The sequence below is a fragment of the Acidovorax delafieldii genome (genome assembly GCF_007993815.1).
Classification (GTDB): domain Bacteria; phylum Pseudomonadota; class Gammaproteobacteria; order Burkholderiales; family Burkholderiaceae_C; genus Acidovorax; species Acidovorax delafieldii.
The window spans coordinates 168,549-193,693 of the sequence record NZ_VJWE01000011.1 but is presented as its reverse complement, the minus strand read 5'-3'; the positions used below and the strand labels follow the sequence as shown (position 1 = coordinate 193,693).

The window sequence follows — 25,145 nt, the reverse complement described above, 5'->3', positions numbered from 1 at the left end:
GGACTTGTCGCAGCGCCCCTCTATCATGGCCACGCGGGGATACCCCGTGACCGAGCAATGATTGTTCAAGAGAGGGAATTCGCTATGGATTTTGTTTCGGCTGTCAAAAGCTGCTTCGCGCAGTACGCAGGGTTTTCGGGCCGTGCGCCACGCTCCGAGTTCTGGTGGTTTGCGTTGTTTCAGTTCGGGGTGCTGGTGATTGCCACCATGATCAGCCAGGTGCTGTATGGCATTGCCGCGCTGGCCCTGCTGTTGCCCGCGCTGGCCGTGGGGGCTCGCCGCTTGCACGATATTGGCCGCTCCGGCTGGTGGCAGCTGCTGTCCCTCACCGGTATCGGCACCCTGGTGCTGATTTACTGGTGGGTGCAACCCAGCGGGGAGTAAACCCATGGCAGGCCAGTGTCCCGAATTGGCCCCATAGAAAAAACAAAAGCCCGCAGACCGTAAGGCCTGCGGGCTTTTGTGTAGTGGGCTGCGCAGTCAGCACGGAGCCGCTGCGCAGGGGCCAGGCAATTACATGCCCATGCCGCCCATGCCACCCATGCCGCCCATGTCGGGCATGCCGCCGCCAGCGCCGGCTTCTTCCTTCGGAGCCTCTGCCACCATGGCTTCGGTCGTCAGCAGCAGCGATGCCACGGAGGCAGCGTTTTGCAGAGCGGTGCGGGTGACCTTCGTGGGGTCCAGAATGCCCAGTTCGAGCATGTCGCCGTAGGTGTCGTTGGCAGCGTTGAAGCCAAAGTTGCCCTTGCCAGCCAACACTGCGTTCACCACCACCGAGGCTTCGCCACCGGCGTTGTTCACGATTTCGCGCAGAGGAGCTTCCACAGCCTTCAGCACCAGCTTGATACCGGCGTCCTGGTCAGCGTTGTCGCCCTTGATCGAGTCGCCCACAGCTTGCTTGGCACGCAGCAGAGCCACGCCGCCGCCAGCCACAACGCCTTCTTCCACAGCTGCACGGGTAGCGTGCAGTGCGTCTTCCACGCGGGCCTTCTTTTCCTTCATTTCGACTTCGGTGGCAGCGCCCACCTTGATCACGGCCACGCCGCCAGCCAGCTTGGCCACGCGCTCTTGCAGCTTTTCGCGGTCGTAGTCGGACGTGGCTTCTTCGATCTGCACGCGCACTTGCTTGACGCGGGCTTCGATGTCAGCGGCAGCGCCAGCGCCGTCGATGATGATGGTGTTTTCCTTGCCCACTTCGATGCGCTTGGCTTGGCCCAGGTCGGCCAGGGTGACCTTTTCCAGGGTCAGACCGACTTCTTCAGCGATGACCTTGCCGCCCGTCAGGATGGCGATGTCTTCCAGCATGGCCTTGCGGCGGTCGCCGAAGCCAGGGGCCTTGACAGCCACAACCTTCAGGATGCCGCGGATCGTGTTGACCACCAGCGTAGCCAGGGCTTCGCCTTCGACTTCTTCGGCAATGATCAGCAGGGGACGGCCAGCCTTGGCAACTTGCTCCAGCGTAGGCAGCAGGTCGCGGATGTTGCTGATCTTCTTGTCGAACAGCAGCACGAAGGGGTTGTCCAGAATCGCGGATTGCTTTTCGGGGTTGTTGATGAAGTAGGGCGACAGGTAGCCGCGGTCAAACTGCATGCCTTCCACGACGTCCAGTTCGCTGTCCAGCGACTTGCCGTCTTCCACGGTGATCACGCCTTCCTTGCCAACCTTGTCCATGGCGTCAGCGATCAGCTTGCCGATGGTTTCGTCGGAGTTGGCGGAGATCGAACCCACTTGGGCGATTTCCTTGGAGGTGGTGGTGGGCTTGGAAGCCTTCTTCAGCTCGGCGACCAGGGCCGTCACAGCCTTGTCAATACCGCGCTTCAGGTCCATCGGGTTGATGCCGGCGGCCACGTACTTGAAGCCTTCGCGCACGATGGCTTGTGCCAGCACCGTAGCGGTGGTGGTGCCGTCACCAGCGTTGTCGCTGGTCTTGGAGGCCACTTCCTTCACGAGCTGGGCGCCCATGTTCTGCAGCTTGTCCTTGAGTTCGATTTCCTTGGCCACGGACACACCGTCCTTGGTCACGGTGGGGGCGCCGAACGAGCGCTCCAGCACCACATTGCGACCCTTGGGGCCCAGGGTCACCTTGACCGCGTTGGCCAGGATGTTCACGCCTTCAACCATGCGTGCGCGGGCTTCGCCGCCGAAAACTACGTCTTTTGCTGCCATTTTGGAGCTCCTGAAAATTTGATTCAAATTGGCTGCTGGCGCTTATTCAATAAGCACTGGCAGCTATGAAAAGATGAGTGATTCAGAGGGAAGAGAAATTACTTCTCAACCACTGCAAACAGGTCGTCTTCCTTCATGACCAGCAGCTCGTCGCCCTTGACCTTGACGGTCTGGCCCGAGTACTTGCCGAACAGAACGCGGTCACCGACCTTCACGTTCAGGGCGAGCACTTCGCCCTTGTCGTTGCGCTTGCCGGGGCCAACGGCCAACACTTCACCTTGATCGGGCTTTTCAGCGGCGTTGTCAGGGATCACGATGCCGGAAGCGGTCGTGGTTTCGCTTTCAATACGCTTGACGATCACGCGATCGTGCAGAGGGCGAAGGTTCATTGCAATGCTCCTGTTTTCAGTAAAAAAGCTGAGGGACTCAATCAGCCCCGGCCATCCGGGGCTACCAAACTGCCAGCAGGGAGTGCGGTGTTAGCACTCGTCTGCAGTGAGTGCTAATGATACGGGCATTCCGCTTCATTTCAAGAGCATCACTGGTATGTCTGAGATATTTGCTTACTTGTTGGCAGGTCGGCGCGAGGTCTTTGCGGCGCTTTGTAACTACCCTGCACCTACAATCTTTCGGATGTGGCGATGGTGGGCATTTGCGTAACGCACGCATGTGCAACTCTCTGGGTTGCAGTGGTCCAACCGTCTCTTTCTTGCTCCCAACTCACAGGCTTGACCTCGAGCGCGCGGAGCTTTACCGATTCAGGAATCTGATGGCGTCCTTGCAATTCACAACCGCGCTGATGGGCATTGGCCTTGCCGCGCTGATTTTGTACTTGATCCGTAGAGATCATCTTTATGTCATGCATGGCCTGTTCTGGGTGATGGTGGCCGGGGTGGCGGCCGTGCTAGGTGCTTCACCCGGGTTGATCGACTGGCTGGCCCTGCGGCTGGGTGTGACCTACCCACCCACGCTGCTGCTGCTAATGGTGTGCATGGTCTTGCTAATCAAGGCCCTGCACAGCGACATGGTCAATACCCGTATTGAGCGCGATGTTCGCCGGTTGAACCAGCGCTTGGCCTTGTTGGAGGCCGATCTTGCGCATAAGTCCGCTGAGCGCCCCCAAGATCAAGACCTGCTCTAGTTTTATGAATGTATCCTTGAATTTGTTGTTGCCTGTGGTTCTGTGCGGTGGCTCTGGCACGCGCCTGTGGCCGCTGTCGCGCGAAACCTACCCCAAGCAGTTTTTGGCCCTGGCCGGTGCGCGCACCATGCTCCAAGACACGGCACTGCGCTTGCAAGGGCTGAATCAAATCCCTGTGGCGAAGGCGCCTATCCTGGTCTGCAATGCAGAGCACCGCTTTTTGGCTGCCAGCCAGCTGATGGAGGCAGGCATACACGGCGCGCGCATCGTGCTGGAGCCTGCGGGCCGCAATACAGCACCCGCGCTGACCCTTGCGGCCTTGCAAGCGCAGTCAGAGGAAGAAGGCGGCGACCCGGTACTGCTGGCCATGCCCGCTGACCATGTGATAGCCCACCTACCCGCGTTTCACCATGCCATCGAGCAAGCGTTTGCCATTGCTAACGGCGGCGCCATGGTGACCTTTGGCATCGTGGCCGACAAGCCAGAGACAGGGTATGGCTACATCCAGTGTGGCGAATCAGTGCCGGGGGGGGAGGCCCACCACATCGCCAGCTTTGCCGAAAAACCGGACGCAACACGTGCCCAAAGCTACCTGGACGCTGGCAACTACTTGTGGAACAGCGGCTTGTTCATGGTGCGCACCAGCGTATGGCTCAAGGCCATTCAAAGCTGCCGCCCCGATATCTTTGCCGCCTGCTCAGCCGCCATGGCAGGAGCACAAAAGGATATGGACTTTGTCCGTCCTGCCACCGAAACCTTCAACGCATGCCCTGCCGACTCCATTGACTACGCCGTGATGGAGCGCCTGCCAACCCGGCCCGAGCTGGGCATACAGGCGTGCGTGGTGCCGCTGCAGGCCGGCTGGTCGGACCTGGGCGCGTGGGATGCCCTGTGGCAGGTGCGGGAGCAAGACGCGCATGGCAACGCGCGCGTGGGTGACATCATTCAGCACGGCTGCTCCAACTCACTGCTACTGTCCAGCAGCCGTCTGGTGGCTGGCGTGGGGCTGGACAACATCGTGGTGGTAGAAACCGCAGACGCCATCCTGGTAGCAGACAAACGCCAAACCCAGGACGTCAAACTGATCGTGGGCAAGCTGCGCGAAGCAGGGCACACCTTGACCCAGACGCACCGAAAGATCCACCGCCCCTGGGGCTGGTACGACAGCATCGATAGTGGCGAGCGCTTTCAGGTTAAGCGCATTGTGGTCAACCCCGGCGCCAGCCTGAGCCTGCAAATGCACCATCATCGGGCCGAACACTGGATTGTGGTCAAGGGCACAGCCCAGGTGACCAACGGTGAAAAGGTCTTTTTACTGGGTGAAAACGAATCCACCTTTATCCCGTTGGGCCACGTGCACCGGCTGACCAACCCTGGGAAAGTACCTCTAGAAATTATTGAGGTGCAATCGGGAAGTTATCTGAATGAGGATGACATAGTCCGGTTTGAAGACACGTACGGTCGGGCAGTGCCTGCTCCGAAAGAAGGCTGACTCTATGCCTGGCTTACCTATGCTTAAAGCCCTTTGGGGCTACCGCGGCTTTGTCTGGAGCAGTGTCATGCGGGAGTTTCACGGGAAATACCGCGAATCTTTGCTGGGTGCGTTCTGGTCAGTGGCCAACCCGCTGGCCATGATCATTATTTACACCGTGGTGTTCGGCCAACTCATGCGCCCCAGTCTTGCGGGTCACGAGCAAACGCCGTTTGCATTCAGCATCTACCTGTGTGCAGGGGTCCTGACCTGGGGCTTGTTTTCAGAAATGCTCGGACGTCTGAACGGCGTGTTCCTAGAACATGGCAATCTGATCAAAAAATCTAACTTTCCACGCATCTGCCTGCCAGCCATTGTTGCAGTCTCTGCGTTGGTCAACTTTGGGATTGTGTTTGCCTTGTACCTCGCCTTTTTAGCCTTGATTGGTCATTGGCCAGGATGGGCGCTTCTAGCTGTTATGCCTTTGCTGGCATTGCAGGTGCTTTTTACTCTGGGCCTTGGTATCTTTTTGGGAACACTCAACGTCTTTTTCAGGGACATTGGGCAGTTAATGGGCATTGTGGTGCAGTTCTGGTTCTGGCTCACACCAATTGTTTATGTGTTCGACTCTTTGCCAACTGCTGCGCGAGCAGTGCTGCGATTCAACCCAATGCAGCCCTTGATGGTTTCCTATCAAACCTTGTTTCTGAACCAGCGCATGCCAGACTTTGCTAGTCTGATACCACTTGCTTTGCTCTCGATGTTATTTTTATTATTAGGGGGTCGGTTCTTTCTTTCACATGTGGGTGAGTTGGTGGACGAATTGTAATGGGTAACCTCGTAGTTTCAAATGTCGGTAAAGCTTATAAGCGTTATCCAAGTAAATGGTCACGAATCGTTGAATGGGTAACTGGTAAAACTCGTCACGAAAAAACTTGGGTATTGCGTGGTATTTCTTTCAGCTTACAGCCTGGAGAAGCAGTTGGTATTGTGGGGGAAAATGGTGCTGGTAAAAGCACACTGCTAAAAATTATTGCCGGTACTACTCAATCGACGGAGGGGGGGGTCCATGTAAATGGGAAGGTTGCTGCTTTGCTTGAATTGGGAATGGGATTCCATTCGGATTTCACAGGTCGACAAAATATATTCATGGCGGGGCAGTTGCTCGGCCATACAGCTGAAGAAATATCGCTAGTTACACCCGAAATCGAGAAATTTGCAGATATTGGGAAGTACATTGATCAACCTGTGCGCGTGTACTCAAGTGGTATGCAAGTTCGACTGGCTTTCGCGGTGGCCACGGCAATCCGCCCAGATGTGCTCATTGTTGATGAGGCGCTGTCGGTGGGTGACGCTTCATTTCAGCGTAAATGCTTTCAACGTATTGAAGCGTTTCGCGCGGCAGGTACTACATTACTCTTTGTGAGTCACGATATCGACGCGATAAAAAAAATATGTAACCGGGCATTATTTATAAACCAAGGTACTCTGGTCATATCGGGTGCGTCCAAACAAGTTTGTGATGAATATGAGCGGTACTTATTTGGTGATCGAAAAGTAGGTGGGGAAAATAAGCGGGAATTTCAAATTAATTTAAAATCAGCGATAGAAGCTTCTCACTTCGATCAGTCCCTTGCCGTGAGTTGCGAAATAATCTATGGCAACGGTCAAGCTGATATAGAAGCTTGCTGGTTGGCTGACACTGATGGCTGTCGAATTAATGTTGTTGAGTCTGGTATTCCTTTTCAATGGTGCTATCGCGTCCGATTTATTGAAGATGTCAAAAATCCTATTTTTGCCATGATGCTAAAAACCCGTGAAGGTGTGGCGCTGTACGGGACTGATTCAACTTTGGACGAATTGTCTGATACAGATTATAAATCTGGCGATGTTGTTCAGGTTTGCTTTTCTTTGAAAAATCAATTGGCCCCGGGCATTTATTATCTAAACTGTGGTGTGAGAATAGAGGGGGAGCATGGTGCTGAGTTTTTGAGCCGAAGAGTTGATTCGGCACTGCTACGTGTCACTGCTGGAGAGGGGCTAACCGTTGTTGCTGGGTTGATGGATATGAAAGCTCAACTAGATGTGAGCAGTGAAGTCATTCTGCGAAATTAAATCTATGCAAAATTCGCCGATCTTCGTTCATTCTATCTTTCGTGCGGGAAGTACATATATATTCAATGTATTTCGTCGTAGTTGCGGGGGCTATTGGTGTTATCAGGAACCTCTTCACGAGGCTGCTTATTACTACAGGGCGGATCCATCTAGTCTTAGATTTGATGATCTCGATTCTAAGACGCAGCTGCTCCGTCATCCAAAACTGGAGAAGTCTTATTTTGATGAATTAATCGATGTTTGGCCTGTGTGGGAAAAAGCGATTAACGAAAAAATAATCTACGAAGAATATTTTTACGACCCAGAAAGTGAAGCGGAAATTGAGTACTGGAGAACCCTGGCACGAGGCGCTAAAGGCCGACCTGTGTTCCAAGAGTGCCGCACATCGGGTCGTATCGAGTTTATTAAAAGGCATCTCGAAGGAAGTCACGTATATTTATGGCGCAATCCATGGGATCAGTGGTGGTCATATAAGGTCACGTCATATTTTGATGTTGTAAATCTAATAATCGTTAGTTCTCCTCAAGCACCTCCGCTTGTGAAGAATATCTGGGCAGAGCTTGATATTCCTTCGTGCTCGGAAAGGAGTTTGAGCAATTTGTTTTCATTTTATGAAAATATTGCACTCACTAGTGAGAAAAGCTATCTCATTTTTTACCTTCTTTGGTGCTTGGCTCTTCGGGAGGGAATGGTTCATGCGGATCTGATGATCAATATTGATAGCCTTAGTGATTCTTCCTGTTACAAGTTGGAAATTCTAGCTGCCCTCAAAAACATGGGCATCAATGAAATCAATTTCTCTGACTGTGAAGTGCCTCAAGGCCGGTACTCAGAACGAGATAGTCAATTTTTTCTACCTCTTGAGATAAGAGTCCATCGGTGGCTCATAGAAGGTGGTTGGACTGAGGCTGATCTCAGCGCAATCCAGATTGCGCGGGAGCGTCACCGACCTTCGTTTTCGCATGAAATGGTTTCATCCTCGGATCTTATAAGAACAACCGAGCACGAAAGTCGGGCGCGTGAGTTGGCGATTCGTGCTGAGACCTTACTAGCTCAACGCATTCGTGATATTTCAAAAAAATTGCAAGATGAGCAAGACGTACGTTTTGACGATTTGGCGCGCGAGGCTGCTTCAGGGCGTGCGCAAATCTTAGATTTGCACGCAGAAATTCAAAAGAAGAAGCATGAAATCAGTGAATTCAAAAAAAAAGCCACCTTTTATCAAGAAGAAACGCTAAAACTTCAGTTGAAAATTAATGGAATTTATCAAAGTCTGTCTTGGCGTATCTCTTCTCCACTTCGGTGGATGGCGGGTAAATTCTTTGATTTTGTACTCGTAGTGCGTAATTTTTTAAATTATCTTTTATTCTTCGGAATCGAAAAATCTCAGCCTCTTCTGGGCTGGCTATTTGGACAAGTCTTTAGTTATCCAAAGATCCGCTTTATTCTAAGCAGATGGCTCATTCGTTACCCTGAGCTGCATCGCCAATTAGTTAGTGTCGCAATCCGCCGAAATGTACTTAAAGAGGCATTGTTGAGTACGCCGTTTGCTCATGTACACAAGGTAGAATTTAACAAAATTCCGATTAGTGGAGATTTTAAAAATCATCCTCGAGTTCTTCCTGAAACTCCAGTTCTTCCTGAAGCAATGTCACTTCCTGAACTGGTTATTGCTAAATCTTGCTGGGTGAGGCTGGTTGGTCATGTGGAAGGAGCCTATAGTTTGGCTATAGTTAATCGTGGATTGGCCGTTGGGATGGAAAGTATTAATGAGAAACGGTTTAGCTATATACCGTACGAAAATGAGTTGTGTTCTGAGATGCCGAGGCTTAGCCCTGAGCAGGACTCACTTATACACGATGCGCTCTGGCGAAAAATTCCTTCTGAGGAGATCCAAGGCACTATTTCAATAGTACATCACTATCCAGTTATTGCGGATACGCAGCCATGTGGCATGCGTGGAGTGCTATTCTTCTGGGAAGAAACTTCTGTCCCTATCGATGTAGTTCGAAATATTAACAATAATTTTGATATTGTTTGGGTCGCTGCGACCTCTGTTAAAAGGGCATTAATAAATTCCGGCTGTGGTATCCAGGTTTTTGTCATTCCGATCGGGATAGATCATTTGATTGATCAGAGTGAAGAGCCTATTGATAAACTAACCGTGTCTGCTGGGCAGGTGTTTCGCTTCCTCCATGTGTCGTCAGCGTTCGAACGCAAGGGGATTGATGTACTTTTGTCGGCATATTTAAATACTTTTACTTCTGCTGATTCGGTAGAGCTATACATAAAGACATTTCCAAATCCACATAACAAGGTGCATGCACAGCTGAAGTCTTTAAGTGAGGGGTTGAAGTTTCCCCCCAAAGTCATTATTGACGAGAATCCCTTGGATGATTTGAACATGCTTAGGCTTTATCGAACTGCGCATTGCATGGTCTTGCCGTCGCGCGGAGAGGGCTTCAATCTTCCTGCGGCAGAAGCGTTGGCTTTGGCCTTACCAGTCATAACAACGGGGCATAGCGCCCATGCGGATTTCTGTACACACGCGACTGCTACGCTGATAAATTTCGAATTTTCAGCGTCCCGTAGTCATTTGCGGAGCAGTGATTCCTGTTGGGTGGAACCCGACCCCCTACATTTGGCAGATGAAATGCGGAGAGTGCGTGAAAAAGTTATTATTAGGGATCCCGAACTGGAGGCTCGGGTTAAGTCTGGTGCATTGCACGTACGTAAAATTTATACTTGGGCTAACTGCGCTAGCTCATTAATACGGAGTGCACAATGGATGCAAAACCAATCCCGCTCTGAATCTTCTCCTCTAAGAGTTGCTGCGGTTAGCCCATGGGCAACGCGATGCGGGATTGCAGAATATGCTAATAGCTTATTGTCACCGAGTGTTTATAAACGTCGGATGATTTTAAAAATATATTGTGATGATCGTACTGTTAATGTTCCGCCAGATGCTGAAATAGCTTGGAGGGCTGGCGAAAATGATAGTGTTCACAAACTTCTTGAGCGAATAAATCAGAGTAATACTGATATTGTTTTTGTGCAGCATCAACCCAGTCTATTCCCTCTTACGGAGGCTCTTTGCGAGCAACTAGCTCATTTGAGTAAAGTGGGTGTGGTAGTTGTTCTGGAGTTGCATTCAACACAACCCTTGCTCCATGATTCGAGACTGACCTCGACTGTGATCGAAGCATTGAGTAAGGTAGATCGAATTATTGTGCACAAGCCTCAAGATTTAAATAATTTGCTTGCATTGGGTTTGGTTGAGAATGTGATGCTGCTCCAATTGGGGGGGGTGGCGCCATTAGCGCCCTCTGATTCATCTTCTGTGAGAGCTGAATTAAATATTCCTTCAGATGCGTTAGTTTTGGGTTGCTTTGGTTTTGCCTTGCCTCACAAGGGAATTGATACTTTGATCAAGGCAATACCACCACTAATTTCTGTCACCAAAAGGTCAGTTCATTTGATTGCTGTGACATCTATCTTGGATAAGCGCAGTTCAATTTATATTGAAGAATGTCGAAAGATTGCAAAGAAATTTGGAGTCGAAAAAAATATTCATTGGATGACTGATTATTTACCAATTGAGGATTCGCAAAAAAAATTGGGCGCCGCTGACTGTGTAATTTTTCCCTATAAGCATACCCAAGAAAGCTCCAGTGCTGCAGTGACGGTTGGACTTTCTACTCTTAAACCAGTTCTTGTTAGCCCCCTTGAGATATTTTCAGATCTCGCGGATGTAACTTGGAGGATGGATGGCTCAGAGGTGCAAGATATTGTTAGTGCGGTGTCGCATCTCTTCAATGCTCAAGGAAAAGACAACCCGTTGTTCGAACGCCAAGAGGAGTGGTTGAGGTCCCATGACTGGGAATATTTGTCTGAGCGACTATTTAATATAATTAAATCGTTACGACGAGAGAAGCTTCTTGCGAGTGTTGTTGCCTAATCTGTGTAATTTTGAATAATGAAATTTTCAAAAATAGGCAGTTGATGGTTTGCAAATTTTTTTAACTTGATTTTCGGGTTAAATAACATATTTATATCGATTTATGAAAAAGGCAATTATTACGGGTATTACGGGCCAAGATGGGGCATATTTGGCTAAATTTCTGCTTGATAAGGGTTATGTTGTATATGGTACTTTTCGTCGTACCAGTTCAGTCAATTTTTGGCGCATCCAAGAATTGGGCATACGTGAGTGTGCCAATTTGCATTTGGTTGAGTATGATCTAACTGATTTATCATCAAGTATTCGCCTGTTGCAAAATACCGATGCTTCGGAGATTTACAATCTGGCAGCTCAGAGCTTCGTCGGCGTCTCGTTTGAACAACCTGTAACGACTGCGGCCATAACCGGTATTGGGGTGGTCAATTTGCTTGAGGCCATTCGTATAGTTAATCCAAAGATTCGTTTTTACCAAGCCAGTACTTCCGAGATGTTCGGCAAGGTGCAAGCGATTCCTCAGGTGGAGGAGACGCCGTTCTACCCCCGTAGTCCATATGGGGTTGCGAAGCTTTACGCGCATTGGATGACTGTGAATTATCGCGAAAGTTATGATATTTTTGGGAGCAGTGGTATTTTGTTTAACCACGAAAGTCCATTGCGTGGGCTAGAGTTTGTCACGCGAAAAATTACAGATGGTGTCGCGAAAATTAAGTTGGGTAAAATTAATACATTGGAGTTGGGGAATCTAGATGCCAAGCGTGACTGGGGCTTTGCTCAAGAATATGTGGATGGTATGTGGCGTATGCTCCAGGCTGAAGAACCTGATACATTTGTGTTGGCAACTAATCGTACTGAAACGGTGCGAGACTTTGTGCGTATGGCATTTAGAGGAGCGGGCATCGATGTGGAGTTCAAGGGGGCAACCGATTCTGAAATAGCAGTAGATATCGCTACAGGTAAAACAGTTGTGCGAGTGAACCCAAGGTTCTATCGGCCCTCAGAGGTGGAGCTGTTGATGGGAGATCCTGCTAAGGCCAAAGCGAAGTTGGGGTGGGAGCCTCAAACCACCCTGGAGCAGTTATGCCAGATGATGGTGGAGGCTGATCTGAGGCGTAACCAGGGTGGCTGGTCATTCTGATGGCAATAGAAAATGTCGCAGCAAAGCCCAGAGCTTTGATTACAGGGATAAAGGGATTCACTGGTCGCTATGTTGCTTCAGAGTTGCTGGCTCATGGGTGGGAGGTTTATGGCCTTGGAACACAGCCTGATGCAGTAGATCTACGCTATCGTTGCGTAGATTTGCTCGACGCCGTTGGCGTAAACGCTGTTGTATCGGAAGTGAAGCCCGATTTTGTTATTCACCTTGCTGCGATAGCTTTTGTGGGGCACGATAACGTAGATTCTTTTTACAAAGTGAATCTTTTAGGCACGCGAAATCTGTTGGCGGCACTTGATAGCTCTATGCATAGGCCAAAATGCATATTGTTGGCCAGTAGTGCAAATGTATATGGCAACTCTTCTGGGGGGGTCTTGGCAGAGGATGCCCCTCTGAATCCTGCCAATGATTATGCAGTCAGTAAAATTGCCATGGAGCAGATGGCTCGGCTATGGATGAGTCGACTGCCTATAGTAATAACAAGGCCCTTTAACTACACCGGCATCGGGCAATCAGAAGTCTTTTTGGTTCCTAAAATAGTGGCTCATTTTCGTCGGCACGCGAATATCATTCAACTTGGTAACATTGATGTGTGGCGCGATTTCTCTGATGTGCGGGCCGTCGCTCGGGCGTATCGTCGTTTGCTTGAGGTGTGTCCTGCGGGAGTCACTGTCAATGTATGTTCCGGTCATCCTCATTCATTGCGCGAATTGATACAGATGTTGGAATGTATAGCAGGGCACACGCTGGAGGTACAGATCGATCCGGCTTTTGTGCGTGCTAACGAAGTCAGATCATTGAGCGGTGACAGCGCCAAGTTGCGTGGACTAATTGGCGACTGGCATACGCCAAAACTGCAGACCACACTTGACTGGATGTTTCGAGGAAATTGATCTAATTCTCTTGAATCATCGTGGATGCAATTCGGTTGTTTTTTAATAAGTTTTTGAAAATATTTAGTAGTGATGTTTTGAGAGCTGGATTTTGATCCAATAAATATTTTTTGATGTGGCTTGTATTTTTAATCGAGAATGACAATATAAGATGGTAACTCCCGATCTGGCCAGTCGCGGCATGTATTGGTATAGCCTTGGACATATACTGATTTTCCCTGCGCTTGTGCTGAGAGTAAAATTGCGAGAAAGCCTTTTCCGGCTGGGTCGGATAGTTTAATGGCCCATTGTTGAACACTGCTTACGCAGCCTGCAGGGTTGCTCATTGGTCCAGCTGCAAACATTACAACATCCGGGGTGTGCATAAAAACACTGGTAACCTTTCCAGAGGAAATTCCGGCGTTTGCAGAGTTGAAGCATGTCAGAATCGATGCTGTAAAAATTATATTAAAAAATTTTTTCATAAGACCTCTATTTTAAAGTTAGTCAAGTAAAAGATTAAGAATGGGCGTAAGATCAACGTTTATTTTTTTTGTATACTGGTAGCTCGCTGCAAGAGTGACCCCGCTGAATGCTTGATAACCACTGAGCATAATATGATAAGTGCCTGCGCTTGGTGTTGTGAAAGTGCAGGTTTCTGCGTTCCCGTCTAGATAAGGGCGGCAGTCGTAAGAGTTGAGTGTAGGAACCTGATTAAACTTGACATACAGGTCAACATCCCCGGACCCGCCATTCATTTGAATAACAAGGTTCGTAGCGCCAGCGGGTACAACTACGGAAAAATACTGGGTAGAACCCGCACTACCTGACAAATTGCTTTGGAGGAGGGGGGTGGTGGTTGTGCCGCCCGAGGTGAGATTGAACTGGGCATTGACTGTTGTACTGGCGTTGATGGTGAAAGAGCAAGAACCCGTGCCACTACAGGTTCCACCACTCCATCCGGCAAAAGTGCTACCGGCTGCAGGAGTCGCTGTAAGCGTGACAGTAGCTCCGGGAGTAAAAGACTCCGTGCAGGTTGACCCGCAATTAAGAGTGCCGCTGGACCGCGTTACCGTACCTCCCCCGGTACCAATTTTTGCGATGGAGAGCACGCCGACAGGTGGAATCGTGAAAGTGGCGGTGATGCCCTTGTAGGAGTCCACCGTGACGGTACAAGTGCCTGTGCCAGAACAACCAGCCCCTGACCAGCCGGCAAAAACATAGCCTGAGCCTGCAGTGGCCGATAGGGTCACTGAAGTGCCGACTGAATAAGCTTCTGTACAGTCAGTACCGCAGTTAATACCTGCGGGTGCGCTGGTAACCGTGCCTGTGCTTGCACCAGCACCTGCTTTTGTGACGTATACATCGTACGTGCTGGAAGCGTCTAGAGGTAGGTAGGTCTGTGCTTGTCCAGTCATGACTATGGGCACTCGCCCAGCGTTGACCCCATACGGATGCCCTGTACCAAACGACCACGCAATGTTGCTCATTCCGCCTGATAGCAGATGACAGTAGCTCATGATGGTGCCGTTGCTTTGACCCGCGCCACCTCCCGTGGTCGAACTCAGCCCTGGCAAATAACCAAAACGATCAGGCCCACCCAAAGCGATGCCGCACTGGCCGGTTGCATTACCTGAGTAGCAGCAATCGATAGCTCCGCCTGTGTTAGGAGAGGGTACTACGGCGGGGTTGTCATAATCATGGGTGTGAGAGCTACCAAATGCATGTCCAATTTCGTGGGCTACTACCACCGAGTCCCAAATCACTTGAGGATTTGAGGGCGTGAAATTACCTGCGAGCGCCGCACTCACACCATACGCGTAACTGGGAGCACCTAGCGTATTGACGTAAGCAATCCCGCCGCCCGCGGGCTTGCCGCTCAGTAGGTGAACATGGTGCCATGTCTGCGGTGCATAGGCACCCCCGTTTCCGTAATTGCGGAGCTCGGTCAGCATGGCACTCGTATTCGTGGCGTTCCATGGGTCGACTGTGGTCGTCCGAATAATGATCTGCTTCAAATTGAATCGGGTAGAGGCTTCAGCTTGGTACCGGGTGCCAACGTAGGTGAACAGATCCACAACGTAGTTGAATGCGGCTGCCTCGGTTCCTTTGAGTTGGTAAAACTCATAGTCGCTATCAATAATGATGTCTGCCCTGCGTTGGGTGCCTGCCTTTTCACTTATGGCTTGCGAAGAGCCTGATTCACCAGTGTTCGAAACTTGTTGGAAAAGAAGTTTGCGCTGGGTCGGGTCGCTTTGCAGGAAGGCTGGTGTCACGCCGCAAGAAAACTCTCTGTTGACGAAATCCCTTTGATGGTCCACCGCCCGCGAAACCGCTTTGCCGTCTCCGCTACTGCGTGCCGGCACCAACTCGTTCAACAGCGTATCCTTGTCCTGATGAATGATGGTGCGGATTTCACCATCGGGGGACACTGTCGCAAAGGCATAGCTGTCTGGCTTGCCCTGCACAACCCCCACAAAGTGGGCGTTGACGGCCAGTGGGTAGGCGCGACGACCCTTGTCATCAACCACGGTGTATTGGGTCCCTGCGCTTACCACCTCTGAGCGGCTCAACTCCAGGTTCACTACGGTGGGGCTAGCGTCGTTGACGCGGAGGTTTTCGATCCGCAGTGATTCCCCGGGCTTGACACTCAATGCCGCCAGGGCGGTTCTATCGGACGGCGCCTGCCCGGGGACAAGTTGCATTACTTGCTGTGCATACGCTTGCCCGCAAAACATTGCCAGCGCGGTGACAGACAAAACGGCTATCGAAGAGCGCCATGCTGAGATAGATAGACGCATTATTTTTTCATTCTCATGTTGGTTGTCTTTTCCCGGCACACAGCCATGAAGTCAACGCGAGACGCGCAGATCGTGGGTGCAACCCAACTTCTGAGTCAAAGAAGCAGACTGTTTCAAAGATTATGGTGGTTAATCTTTGTATTGTTAACAAATATGTGCAAAGCGGCTGGAGCGCAACAGTCCATCCCGCGAGCTTTTGTGCCTGACCTTGTCCTACGGGGTGCTGCGCGAACGGAGATCCCAGCGCGCCAAGCAGAGCAGGCTGGTGGCCAGCATGTATTTCGCCACGTTGAGCCATGAATTGAAAATACGCGATTTCCCTATGGTGCGCATGTTCATGTTGACAGGGATTTCGGTGATCTGGAGGCCAGCGCGGCGCACAAGTAGCAGCGCACCGAGATCCTGATAGTCAAGCAGCGTAGCCTCGCGCGAGGCTAGAACCTCCAGAACCTGGCGGTTGTATAGGCGGAAGCCAGATGTCAAGTCACGCAGATCGAAGCCAGCGAGATGTCTGAACCAGTTCCAGGCCAATTGGCGTAATGGGCTGGCTCTTTCGGGGAAGGCTCCTACAACGAGGTCAGCCTGCTGCCGCGCTTGGAGCAATGTGGGTATTTCGTCGACCTCATGCTGCCCATCTGCGTCCATGGTTATTACGGCCTGATATCCGTGTCGAAGCGCGTATCGGATGCCTAATTGCATTCCTCCCCAAGCACCCACGGGCAAGGTGGGGCTGAGCACCTGAGCGCCTGCCGCGCTCGCGATGGCCTGGGTATCGTCGGTGCTTTGATCGTTGATCACCAAAACATCACGCCATCCTTCTGCGTCCAATCGGTGAAGCAGGTCGCCAATGGTCGCGGCTTCGTTGCGCGCCGGTATGACGATGAGCAAGTCCTTGCCGGGAGGTGTGTCGAGGACGGCTTCGGGAGCGGCCACTCTGTATTGGTTGTAGATGGCCTGCGCGCAGCCTCCTATGGAGAAGTGCTTCTGCAACGCTCGTCGCCCCGACTCCCCCCATTGTTGGCGCAGGTGAGGATTGGCTTGCATCTGTTGGATCGCCGTGGCCCATGCCGTTACATCTTCCGGGGGCGCTTGAATCCCCGCATTTGCGGTTTGTAGAACCCAGGGCATTCCAGAACCTGCAAGAGATGAAACAATGCACGGCTTGGCGTGTTGCATGGCTTCCAGCAGGACCATGCCAAAAGCTTCAGTCCGTTCACGAGACGCGAGGCAGAACACGTCACAGCTTTGGAGCAAGACGATTTTTTCAGCATCGTCTACATTGCCAAGCAGCCGTACGTTGGGTGTTTGGCCCTGAGGAGTTAGCTTGTCGATTTGAGCTTGCAGCTCACCACGGAGCTCGCCGTCGCCCACGATCAGTAGCTCCACATCTGCCACGCCAACCGCTGCTGCGATCAGAGTTTCGAAGCCTTTGTAATAGGTTAGCCTCCCGATGGAGAGCAGGCGAAGTTTGCCTGCCACCCAGTGACTGGAGCGTGCAACCAAGGATGCGTCTGTAATTGGCCCATTCGGTGCCTCAAGTCCCAATGGGATGACAGCGCATTTGGCGCGCCAAGCCTGCAGCGGCTCGCTCGCTTCGAGGTAAGGCGGCGAAGTCGCGATAATGCGCGCCGCACGTCCCAATACAGCCTGTTCAAAAGGGCGGTATAGCCTATAAGCCAGTGCAATGGCGACACGAATGCGTGACACCACTACGTCAGACTGCCAATGCACCACCCATGGGATCGAGCGTGCCTCGCGCAGTGTCAAAACCCATAGCGCCGAGTTGTTGGGCATGTGCAGATGAAGCACATCAGGCTTGTGCTGTTTGATGGCCTGGGCCAATGCGGCGCGAAAACCCATCGCCAGCGGAGCGTAGACAAACTGGAGTTGCACGGGGACACGTTTGATCCACGGCGGATCATCTGGCTCGGGCGAGCCGTGCACAATCGCTACGGCCTCGATTCCAGAGGCTCGTTGTTCATTGACGAGGTCGGCAAGGAATACCTCCATGCCACCCCGGTGCGGGGGATAGAACTTACCAATGTGCAATACGCGCAACGCCACAAGAATGCCAGCCTGATTTATGAGTGACTATCGTCTTTTGGCAGCCGCAATGATTGCCCGCATTTGGCCGTACTGAGCGTTCCGCGGATCCAGTCTGATCGCTTCATCAAGATCTTTCAGGCTGTCGGCACCTTGACCCGCTTGATGGTGTGCCAATGCCCGGCCGTAATAGACAGGGGCTCCCGGATGGGATGCGATGAGTTGGTCAAAGATTCCAATGGCGGCTTGCGCTTCCCCCTTGCCCACTAACGCCATGCCCAGGCCTAGCCGTAGCCTGGGGTCGTTGGGATTGGCTTGAAGCAACACTTTGAATCCGCCGATGGCTTCGTCGTACCGTTGAGCGGCCATAGCTGTTTCGACCAGTCGGATACGAATGGTTGGTACTACGCTCTGTTGCTGCGGGTCTTTCTCTACCTTGGCTAGTGCAATGCGAAAGTTTTCTAGTGCGGGTACAAATTGCCCCAAGGCGGCCTGAGATTCGGCTTTGTGAAAATACAAACCAGGCTCGGAATAGCCTTGTTCCTCGGCTGTTGAAAACGCCTGAAGGGCTTCGGCATGTTTCTTTTTGAGTTGAAGAATGACGCCCGAATTGAAGACCGCACCGCTGCCCAGTTCTCCTCGGTCGCGCAGTGCAGATGCCGTGGCAATATTCCGCTCCGCTTGCTCAAGCATGCCTTTGCGTATGTAAAAGGCGCCCAGATTCAAGAATGGGCGGCTACGCCCTACGGCGTTGGCGGGGGCCTTGAGGTTGGTCTTTTCGGCCGCGTCAGTCCAGGCGGTTACTTCGTCAGCCAGCGAGAGGTTGCGTTCAAGGGCAAGGGCGCCAAACACCAATCCAAGCACGATACCCAGTGTGTAGATCGTGCGTGGTTTGAAGCCTGTGAGCGCTATGGCCAGCAATCCAGGCAGGGCCACACCCCAGAGATAGCTGCGGTATAGCACGAACGGATCCTGCACCCAAATGGTCGAAAACTCCGTGGCAAACCATACTAAGGGAAGAAGCAGGAGCAGCGCTACGAGGCTCAGCGCTCCGGTGCGTCGCAACAGCAGCCACGTGGTACCCACAAGCAGGGTTGCGTACCCCAACCCACCCACTATGTGCCATGACGATGCAAACCCCAGCGGGAAGGCCGGCCGCAGGTCAATTGACATCCATCCCACATAAGGCACGACCCACAGCAGTCCGTAAGCAAAGAAGAGTGCCGCCTGGTTGAGGATGCTCAGCGGAAACATCCGCTGCGTGACCCCCGGTTGCAGTGCCTCCAGCTGCTGGGCAAAAGCCAGAGACTGCTCGTCAAAGAGTCGGCCGACAACGTTGCCGTAAAAGTGCAGGAGAACTCCTGTGACCACAGCCAGAAGCAACAGCGTGCCGCCCATCAAAGCCGCGATCTCTTTCCAGCCCGGCCGCTTGATATGAATGTAGAGAGGCACTGCAAGAGCAATGGTCATGACCGCGTGTTCCTTGGATAACACGGCGAGCAGGTAGCTCAGCAGTGCACCCCCGTACCACGCAACACGCTGCGTTTGCAGTCCGCGTACGAATGCCCAGCAAGCGAGCACCGCGAACAACGTAGCCATGAGGATAGACCGCTGTATCAGATAGCCCACCGCATAGGCTGCCATGGGATGCAGGGCAAACAGTGCTACTCCCACCCGCAAGGCGGCGCGCTGAGAGGATGCAAAGTGTGTTTGCTCTTCAATGTCCTGAGGAAAGCGAGTCTGGCTCAGGAGCGCTTTGAAGAAGCCATACATGGCCGCTACTACGCCGAGATGCAGCACGATGTTGACAATACGCTGCTTCCACCAGCCAGCGCCAAAGATCTGCTCTATCCATACGAAGCTGCCATACGAAATCATGCGTTGCTTGACATCCAGCAAGCTCCCGTACACGCCAAAGATGGAGCCTTCGGTCAGCCGCAGGTCGTCAAACAGCAGCTCGTTGCTCAATGTTGGCAGGTATACGCCCAACACGGCCAACAACACGATCAATGCGAAAAAATAGGGTGCTTTGCCGGATTCAGCCATGAAAGGGCTTCAGGGAGAGGGTGGGAGGCGCCAACCCGAGCGGGAGGCAAAGTGCCGGGTCAGTGTAGCAGAGCAAAAAGTACGACGAACTGTGAAAAAGTGTTTAAAAACATCGGGCTTGCGCGCGTTCGCGTATTGACGGACGCCATTGCTGCACCGCACCGGTGATGTCCAGCATTCGCGCCACGCTCGGTCGGCTTAACCTCCACTTGTCAGCATCAGATCCAGGTTCTGCACCGCCGCCCCCGAGGCACCCTTGCCCAGGTTGTCAAACACGGCGGTCAGCAACACCTGACCGTGGCGGGCATTGCTGAACACCCCCAGCTGCAGCCGGTTGGTGCCGTTCAGGGCTTGCGGGTCCAGATGCTCGGCCGCTTCGGTGGTGGCGGGGGGCATCACCTCGACAAAGGTGGCGCCGGCATAGTGCTGCTGCAGGCAGGCGTGCAGGTGTTCGCCTCGCGCTCCGGGCGCGAGCTGCCGCAGATGCAGCCCGATGGTCAGCACGATGCCCTGGCGGAAGGCGCCGTACGAGGGCAGAAAAAACGGGCGCTGCGACAGCCCGGCGTGCTGCGCGATCTCGGGCGTGTGTTTGTGCTCCAGCTGCAGCCCATAGACCTGGAAGGCGGGCGCACTGGCTGCTTCGGGGCCTTCGTGTGCTTGCACCCGGGCACGCCCACCGCCGGAATACCCCGACACCGCATGGATGGTGAGCGCATGGTCGGCAGGCAACAAGCCGGCCTGCACCAGGGGCCGCAGCAGGGCGATGGCGCCTGTGGGGTAGCAGCCGGGGTTGCTGACGCGTTGCGCGTTGGCGATGCGCGCGGCCTGCGCCGCATCCATCTCAGGGAACCCATAAACCCATTGCGCGTCCGTGCGGTGGGCCGAGCTGGCGTCGATCACCCGCACCGAGGGGTTGTGGATGGCGGCCACGGCTTCGCGGGCGGCGGCGTCGGGCAGGCACAGGATGGCGATGTCGCAGCTGTTGATGGCTTCGGCGCGGCGGGTGCGGTTCTTGCGGTCGGCTTCGGGCAGTGTCAGCAGCTGCAGATCTGTGCGGCCGTGCAGGCGCTGGTGGATTTGCAGGCCGGTGGTGCCTTGGTCGCCGTCAATAAAAACAAGGGGCTGGGTGGTCATGGTGCGGATTCCTGGCAGGGGTGGGAGATGGGATGTGGGAATCTTCAGCGCCGGTCTAAAATTTGAAAAGTTGAATTTCACAAACATCAAGATCAGTTCTACTGAATGTCATGCGCGAACTCAATCTCGATCGGCTGCGTACCCTGGTCACCATCGCTGACCTCGGGTCTTTCGCTGAAGCTGCCCGCACGCTGCACCTGGCGCCGCCCACGGTCAGCCTGCACATTGCCGACCTGGAGGCCTTGATCGGTGCGCCGTTGCTGGTGCGCAAGCGGGGCGAGGTGCGGCCGTCCGGCGCGGGGGAGGTTCTGGTGGAGCGGGCGCGGCGTTTGCTGGCCGATGCCGACGAGGCCATGGACCTGGTGCGGCGCCAGGTGCAGGGGCTGGAGGGGCGGGTGCGGCTGGGCGCGTCCACCGGCGCCATCGCGCACCTGCTGCCCCAGGCGCTGGAAGTGCTGGGCCAGTACCACCCCGGCATCGATGTGCAGGTGCTGGTGCTCACGTCGCAGGAGACTGTGTCGCGGCTGGCGCTGGGGGCATTGGATGTGGGCCTGGTGGCCTTGCCCATGGCCTCGGTGCGCGGGGTGACGGTGATGCCGTGGCGGCGCGACCCCGTGATGGCGTTCGTCCCCTCGTTCTGGGAGGCACCCCGCAGGGTCACGCCCCAGTGGCTGGCAGGGCAGCCGTTGATCCTGAATGACGACGGCACCAGCCTGTCGCGCCTGACGAGCGAATGGCTGGCCCTGGCGGGCGAGCAGCCCAAGGCGCGCATCCAGCTCAACTACAACGATGCCATCAAGAGCCTGGTGGCTGCGGGCTACGGAGCCACGCTGCTGCCGCACGAGGCCTCCACCGCCACGCCGCTGGACCCGCGCATTCGCATGCTGCCGGTGCAGCCCCGGCTGTGGCGCCCCCTGGGCATCGCCCACCGCGCGGGCCCGGTGGAGCGCGCCACCCAGCATGTGCTGGATGTGCTGTGGCAACAGAAGCAGGTGTGACGCGAAGCTGAACCGGGAATGTGCCGCCCCAGGCCGCCGCCTGTCGCTCAGGCAGCGTCGTCCCCGATGAGCAGCCGGGTGTCGGACACGTAGCGGTGCGGCGGTACCTCCAGGTTGGTGGGCGCGGGCTTGTTCTTGAAGACGCGGCCCGCCAGGTCGAAGGTGGAGCCGTGGCATGGACAAAAGAAGCCGCCCTGCCACTGGTCGCCCACGCTGGGGTTGGTGGTGCCTGCGGGCACGGCGGTGGGGGAGCAGCCAAGGTGGGTGCATATGCCCACGGTGACAAACACCTCCGGGCGGATGGAGCGTTGCGGGTTGCGGGCGTACTCGGGTTGCTGGTCCTTGCGCGAGGCCGGGTCGGCCAGCGCGGCGTCTTGCTGGGGCAGGGCGGCCAGCATCTCGGGCGTACGCCGCATGATCCACACGGGCTTGCCGCGCCATTCCACCGTCTTTACGCCGCCGGGCGGCAGGTCGCTGATGTCCACCTCGACACCGGCGCCCATGGCCCGCGCGCGCTCGCTGGGGGCCAGGCTGGACACCAGGGGCACGGCGACCCCTGCCGCCGCCACGCAGCCTGTGGCCGCCGTCAGCAGCACCAGCTGCCGACGCTCTGCAGCGGGATCGCCCTCTGTGCCTGGAAGGGAGCCATTCGTTGTAGCGGGGTGGAGGGCCATGGGGGCTTTCTGAGAAGGAGGACGGGACGGGCTGTGGTACAGAAAAGGTTCTCGCCGGGGTGACAGCCACCGCCCGCATCGCTGCGGACGGCTATGGCTTACCGCAAACCGCGTGCCATCGCCCGCAAGACCTGCGTGCCATGGCGCGTGCTGCATGAAAAGCCCGTGAATTCAATGGATTGCGCGCGCGATGTCGGGTTGGCAGGTGCGCCGCAGGCCCGGCAGCGGCCGGATTCACTGCCACCCTGTCTGCCAAGCCGGCTGCCAACTGCCATCCATTGCAGTCCGCATGGCATAGATCAAAGGCCCGCTGCCGAAACCGGTGCACCGTCAGGGCCCTTGCATGTACGAAGGTTTTTCCATGCCCCACCTCCCCGCACCACCCGCAGAACTGGTGTCCTTTCTGGAAGGCCTGCCAGATCCGCACATCCTGGTGGACGACCGCTATCGCATCCTGGCGGCCAATGGCGCCTATCGCCGCCTGTTCGGTACGGCTGGCGGCGCGGGGGGCAGCGTGGTGGGGCGCACCTGCCACGCTGTGTCCCACCACGCCAGCGTGCCCTGTGACCAGGCGGGCGAGTCCTGTCCGCTGGCGCAGGCGCGCGCCTCGGGGCAATGCGAACGGGTGCTGCATGTGCACCACACGGCCCAGGGTGAGGAATATGTGCAGATCGAGCTGGCGCCCGTGGCGGGGGCGGACGGCACCATGGGGTTCTTTGTCGAAAAGATGGTGCCTTTGCCGGTGGCGGCGCAGCCGGTGCCGTCCGCGCAGGGGCTCATCGGGCGGTCGCCCGCGTTCCAGAAGATGCTGGGGCTGGTGGCGCGGGTGGCACCCTCGCGGGCTGCGGTGTTGCTGCTGGGCGAGTCGGGCACGGGCAAGGAGCTGGTGGCCCATGCCGTGCACCAGGGCAGCCTGCGCGCGCGGCGTGCGCTGGTACCCGTGGACTGCTCCAGCCTGCCCGAGGCGCTGTTTGAGTCCGAGCTGTTCGGGCATGAGAAAGGGGCGTTCACCGGCGCGGCCCAGGCCCGGCCGGGGCTGGTAGAGGCGGCAAACGGTGGCACGCTGTTTCTGGACGAAGTGGGCGACATTCCCCTGCCGCTGCAGGTCAAGCTGCTGCGCCTGCTGGAGACCGGCACCTACCGCCGCGTGGGCAGCACCGAGCTGAGGCATGCCGACCTGCGCGTGGTGTCTGCCACGCACCGCAACCTGCAGCACATGGTGGCCGCAGGGCACTTTCGCGAAGACCTGTATTACCGCCTGAGCACCTTCCCCATCCACCTGCCACCGCTGCGCGAACGCCAGGGGGACACCGCTTTGCTGGCACGCGCGCTGCTGGAACGCGTGGCGCCCCAGCCCCGTGCGCTGCAGTTGTCTGGCGCTGCGCTGGCCTTGCTGGAGGCGCAGCCCTACCACGGCAATGTGCGGGAACTGCGCAACCTGCTGGAGCGCACCGCCTTGCTGTGCGATGGCGACAGCATCGGCGCGGAGCATGTGCAGCAAGCGCTTGCCTGTGGTCTGCCCCCGCTCGCGGGTGCGGTGGCTCAGGGCGCAGGGGTGCTGCCTGTATCGGTTGCGTTAGCGGGGCTATCACGCCGCCCCTTGCCCGACGACGAGGCCCTGCGCCGGGCCGTGGCTGCCCACCAGGGCAGCCGTTCAGCCCTGGCGCGGCGGCTGGGCATCAGCGAGCGATCGCTGTACCGGCGGCTGAAAACATTGGGTGCTTGACGCCAATAAGTGAAGAAATTGGCCTCAAGCGCATATGTTGATTGTGCTGGCAGCTATCTTTTATATAGCGTTTGGTGCGCCTTGCTGGCTTAGACCACCGCATCGGGCGCCAGCGCGCTCAGCACCATGCGCACGATCAGTTCCTCGGCCTTTTCGTAGTCGCGCTCGGTCAGGGAGGGCTTGCCCAGCAGCAGGGCGAACTGGGCTTCCTGCTCCGCATACGCCTGGGTGACCGACCAGATGATGAACATCAGGTGCGTGAAGTTGACCTTGGCAATGCGGCCCTCGCGCGCCCAGCGCTCGAAGGTGCGCACCTCGGTCTTGAGCAGCGGCGCCACGCGTTCGGTGATGGCCGTGCCATACCGTGGTGCACCTGCAATCACCTCTTTGGTGAACACCTTAGCGCCCTGGGGGCGGGTGCGCGAATAGTGCAGCTTGGCGCGGATGTAGCGCCGAAGCGCCTGCTGGGGGTCATCGCTGTGCGACAGGTCTTCCATGCCCGCCAGCCACTGGGTGAGCACATCGTCCAGCACCCGCTGGTACAGCGCTTCCTTGCTCGGGAAGTAATACAGCAGGTTGTGGCGGCTGATGCCGATGGCGGCGGCAATGCTCTCCAGCGATGCGCCCTCAAAGCCGAATTGCGCAAACTGATTCTCGGCCTCGGTAAGGATGCCCTGCTCCTTGAGCAGCCGCGAGGCCGTGGGGGCGCGGGGGGCGGACTCGTTGTGAGGCGGGAGGGCCGCCTTGCGGGGACGCGGGGGCGGGGGGGCAATGGACGGGCGGGCTGCAGTCATTGCACCATTGTGGAACAAGCCGGGGCCTGAAAACTGGCAATTGGCTGGCT

19 protein-coding genes are annotated in these 25,145 nt (G+C 55.3%); 10 read left to right on the top strand and 9 right to left on the bottom strand.

What is annotated here, in order from left to right; genetic code table 11:
- Positions 1-84: 84 nt before the first annotated feature.
- Complete coding sequence (locus ATF69_RS03610) at positions 85-384, top strand: DUF805 domain-containing protein (protein ID WP_056744079.1); 300 nt, start codon at positions 85-87, stop codon at positions 382-384.
- Between the two features lie 129 nt (positions 385-513).
- On the opposite strand, the gene groL is transcribed toward ATF69_RS03610, so the two are convergent.
- Both groL and ATF69_RS03600 read right to left on the bottom strand, forming a co-directional pair.
- Positions 514-2,166 (bottom strand): chaperonin GroEL, encoded by a 1,653-nt coding sequence (groL, locus tag ATF69_RS03605; RefSeq protein WP_056058489.1) that lies wholly within the window; start codon positions 2,164-2,166, stop codon positions 514-516.
- 98 nt (positions 2,167-2,264) lie between these two features.
- Complete coding sequence (locus ATF69_RS03600) at positions 2,265-2,555, bottom strand: co-chaperone GroES (protein WP_056058492.1); 291 nt, start codon at positions 2,553-2,555, stop codon at positions 2,265-2,267.
- 380 nt (positions 2,556-2,935) lie between these two features.
- Here ATF69_RS03600 and ATF69_RS03595 point away from each other — a divergent pair, with 380 nt between their 5' ends.
- The 7 genes from ATF69_RS03595 (at position 2,936) to ATF69_RS03565 (ending at position 12,900) form a co-directional block, all read left to right on the top strand.
- The gene (locus ATF69_RS03595; RefSeq protein ID WP_146869920.1) at positions 2,936-3,307 is read left to right on the top strand and encodes a DUF2304 domain-containing protein; all 372 of its coding nucleotides are present in this window, start codon (positions 2,936-2,938) and stop codon (positions 3,305-3,307) included.
- 4 nt (positions 3,308-3,311) lie between these two features.
- Complete coding sequence (locus tag ATF69_RS03590; RefSeq protein WP_146869919.1) at positions 3,312-4,799, top strand: mannose-1-phosphate guanylyltransferase/mannose-6-phosphate isomerase; 1,488 nt, start codon at positions 3,312-3,314, stop codon at positions 4,797-4,799.
- 19 nt (positions 4,800-4,818) lie between these two features.
- A complete protein-coding gene (locus tag ATF69_RS03585) occupies positions 4,819-5,607 on the top strand; it encodes an ABC transporter permease (protein WP_233584297.1) in 789 nt (262 codons plus the stop codon).
- Positions 5,607-6,893, top strand: a complete 1,287-nt coding sequence (locus tag ATF69_RS03580) for an ABC transporter ATP-binding protein (RefSeq protein ID WP_146869918.1) — start codon at positions 5,607-5,609, stop codon at positions 6,891-6,893. Before ATF69_RS03585 ends, ATF69_RS03580 begins: the two co-directional genes overlap by 1 nt.
- 4 nt (positions 6,894-6,897) lie before the next feature.
- The gene (locus tag ATF69_RS03575) at positions 6,898-10,851 is read left to right on the top strand and encodes a glycosyltransferase (RefSeq protein WP_146869917.1); all 3,954 of its coding nucleotides are present in this window, start codon (positions 6,898-6,900) and stop codon (positions 10,849-10,851) included.
- Positions 10,852-10,954: 103 nt separating this feature from the next.
- Positions 10,955-11,989 (top strand): GDP-mannose 4,6-dehydratase, encoded by a 1,035-nt coding sequence (gene gmd / locus ATF69_RS03570; protein ID WP_146869916.1) that lies wholly within the window; start codon positions 10,955-10,957, stop codon positions 11,987-11,989.
- The gene (locus ATF69_RS03565; protein WP_146869915.1) at positions 11,989-12,900 is read left to right on the top strand and encodes a GDP-mannose 4,6-dehydratase; all 912 of its coding nucleotides are present in this window, start codon (positions 11,989-11,991) and stop codon (positions 12,898-12,900) included. Before gmd ends, ATF69_RS03565 begins: the two co-directional genes overlap by 1 nt.
- Before the next feature lie 128 nt (positions 12,901-13,028).
- Here ATF69_RS03565 and ATF69_RS03560 read toward each other — a convergent pair whose 3' ends face one another.
- The 5 genes from ATF69_RS03560 to argC form a co-directional block, all read right to left on the bottom strand.
- Positions 13,029-13,364: a hypothetical protein gene (locus tag ATF69_RS03560; protein ID WP_146869914.1), complete on the bottom strand. Its 336-nt coding sequence runs from the start codon at positions 13,362-13,364 to the stop codon at positions 13,029-13,031.
- A gap of 18 nt (positions 13,365-13,382) precedes the next feature.
- The gene (locus ATF69_RS03555) at positions 13,383-15,680 is read right to left on the bottom strand and encodes a pre-peptidase C-terminal domain-containing protein (RefSeq protein ID WP_146869913.1); all 2,298 of its coding nucleotides are present in this window, start codon (positions 15,678-15,680) and stop codon (positions 13,383-13,385) included.
- Positions 15,681-15,893: 213 nt separating this feature from the next.
- Positions 15,894-17,690 carry a glycosyltransferase gene (locus tag ATF69_RS03550; RefSeq protein ID WP_146869912.1) on the bottom strand — a complete coding sequence of 599 codons (1,797 nt, stop codon included), beginning with the start codon at positions 17,688-17,690 and terminating at the stop codon, positions 15,894-15,896.
- A gap of 81 nt (positions 17,691-17,771) precedes the next feature.
- Complete coding sequence (locus ATF69_RS03545) at positions 17,772-19,769, bottom strand: tetratricopeptide repeat protein (protein WP_146869911.1); 1,998 nt, start codon at positions 19,767-19,769, stop codon at positions 17,772-17,774.
- A 198-nt stretch (positions 19,770-19,967) separates the two neighbouring features.
- A complete protein-coding gene (gene argC, locus ATF69_RS03540) occupies positions 19,968-20,903 on the bottom strand; it encodes an N-acetyl-gamma-glutamyl-phosphate reductase (RefSeq protein WP_146869910.1) in 936 nt (311 codons plus the stop codon).
- 110 nt (positions 20,904-21,013) lie between these two features.
- Here argC and ATF69_RS03535 point away from each other — a divergent pair, with 110 nt between their 5' ends.
- A complete protein-coding gene (locus ATF69_RS03535) occupies positions 21,014-21,901 on the top strand; it encodes a LysR family transcriptional regulator (protein ID WP_146869909.1) in 888 nt (295 codons plus the stop codon).
- Between the two features lie 47 nt (positions 21,902-21,948).
- On the opposite strand, the gene petA is transcribed toward ATF69_RS03535, so the two are convergent.
- The gene (gene petA, locus ATF69_RS03530; protein WP_146869908.1) at positions 21,949-22,575 is read right to left on the bottom strand and encodes a ubiquinol-cytochrome c reductase iron-sulfur subunit; all 627 of its coding nucleotides are present in this window, start codon (positions 22,573-22,575) and stop codon (positions 21,949-21,951) included.
- Positions 22,576-22,936: 361 nt separating this feature from the next.
- On the opposite strand from petA, the gene ATF69_RS03525 reads away from it, so the two are divergent.
- Positions 22,937-24,301 (top strand): sigma-54 interaction domain-containing protein, encoded by a 1,365-nt coding sequence (locus ATF69_RS03525; RefSeq protein WP_146869907.1) that lies wholly within the window; start codon positions 22,937-22,939, stop codon positions 24,299-24,301.
- A gap of 89 nt (positions 24,302-24,390) precedes the next feature.
- On the opposite strand, the gene ATF69_RS03520 is transcribed toward ATF69_RS03525, so the two are convergent.
- On the bottom strand, positions 24,391-25,095 hold the full coding sequence (locus tag ATF69_RS03520; RefSeq protein WP_244303644.1) for a TetR/AcrR family transcriptional regulator: 705 nt from the start codon (positions 25,093-25,095) through the stop codon (positions 24,391-24,393).
- Between the last annotated feature and the right edge of the window lie 50 nt (positions 25,096-25,145).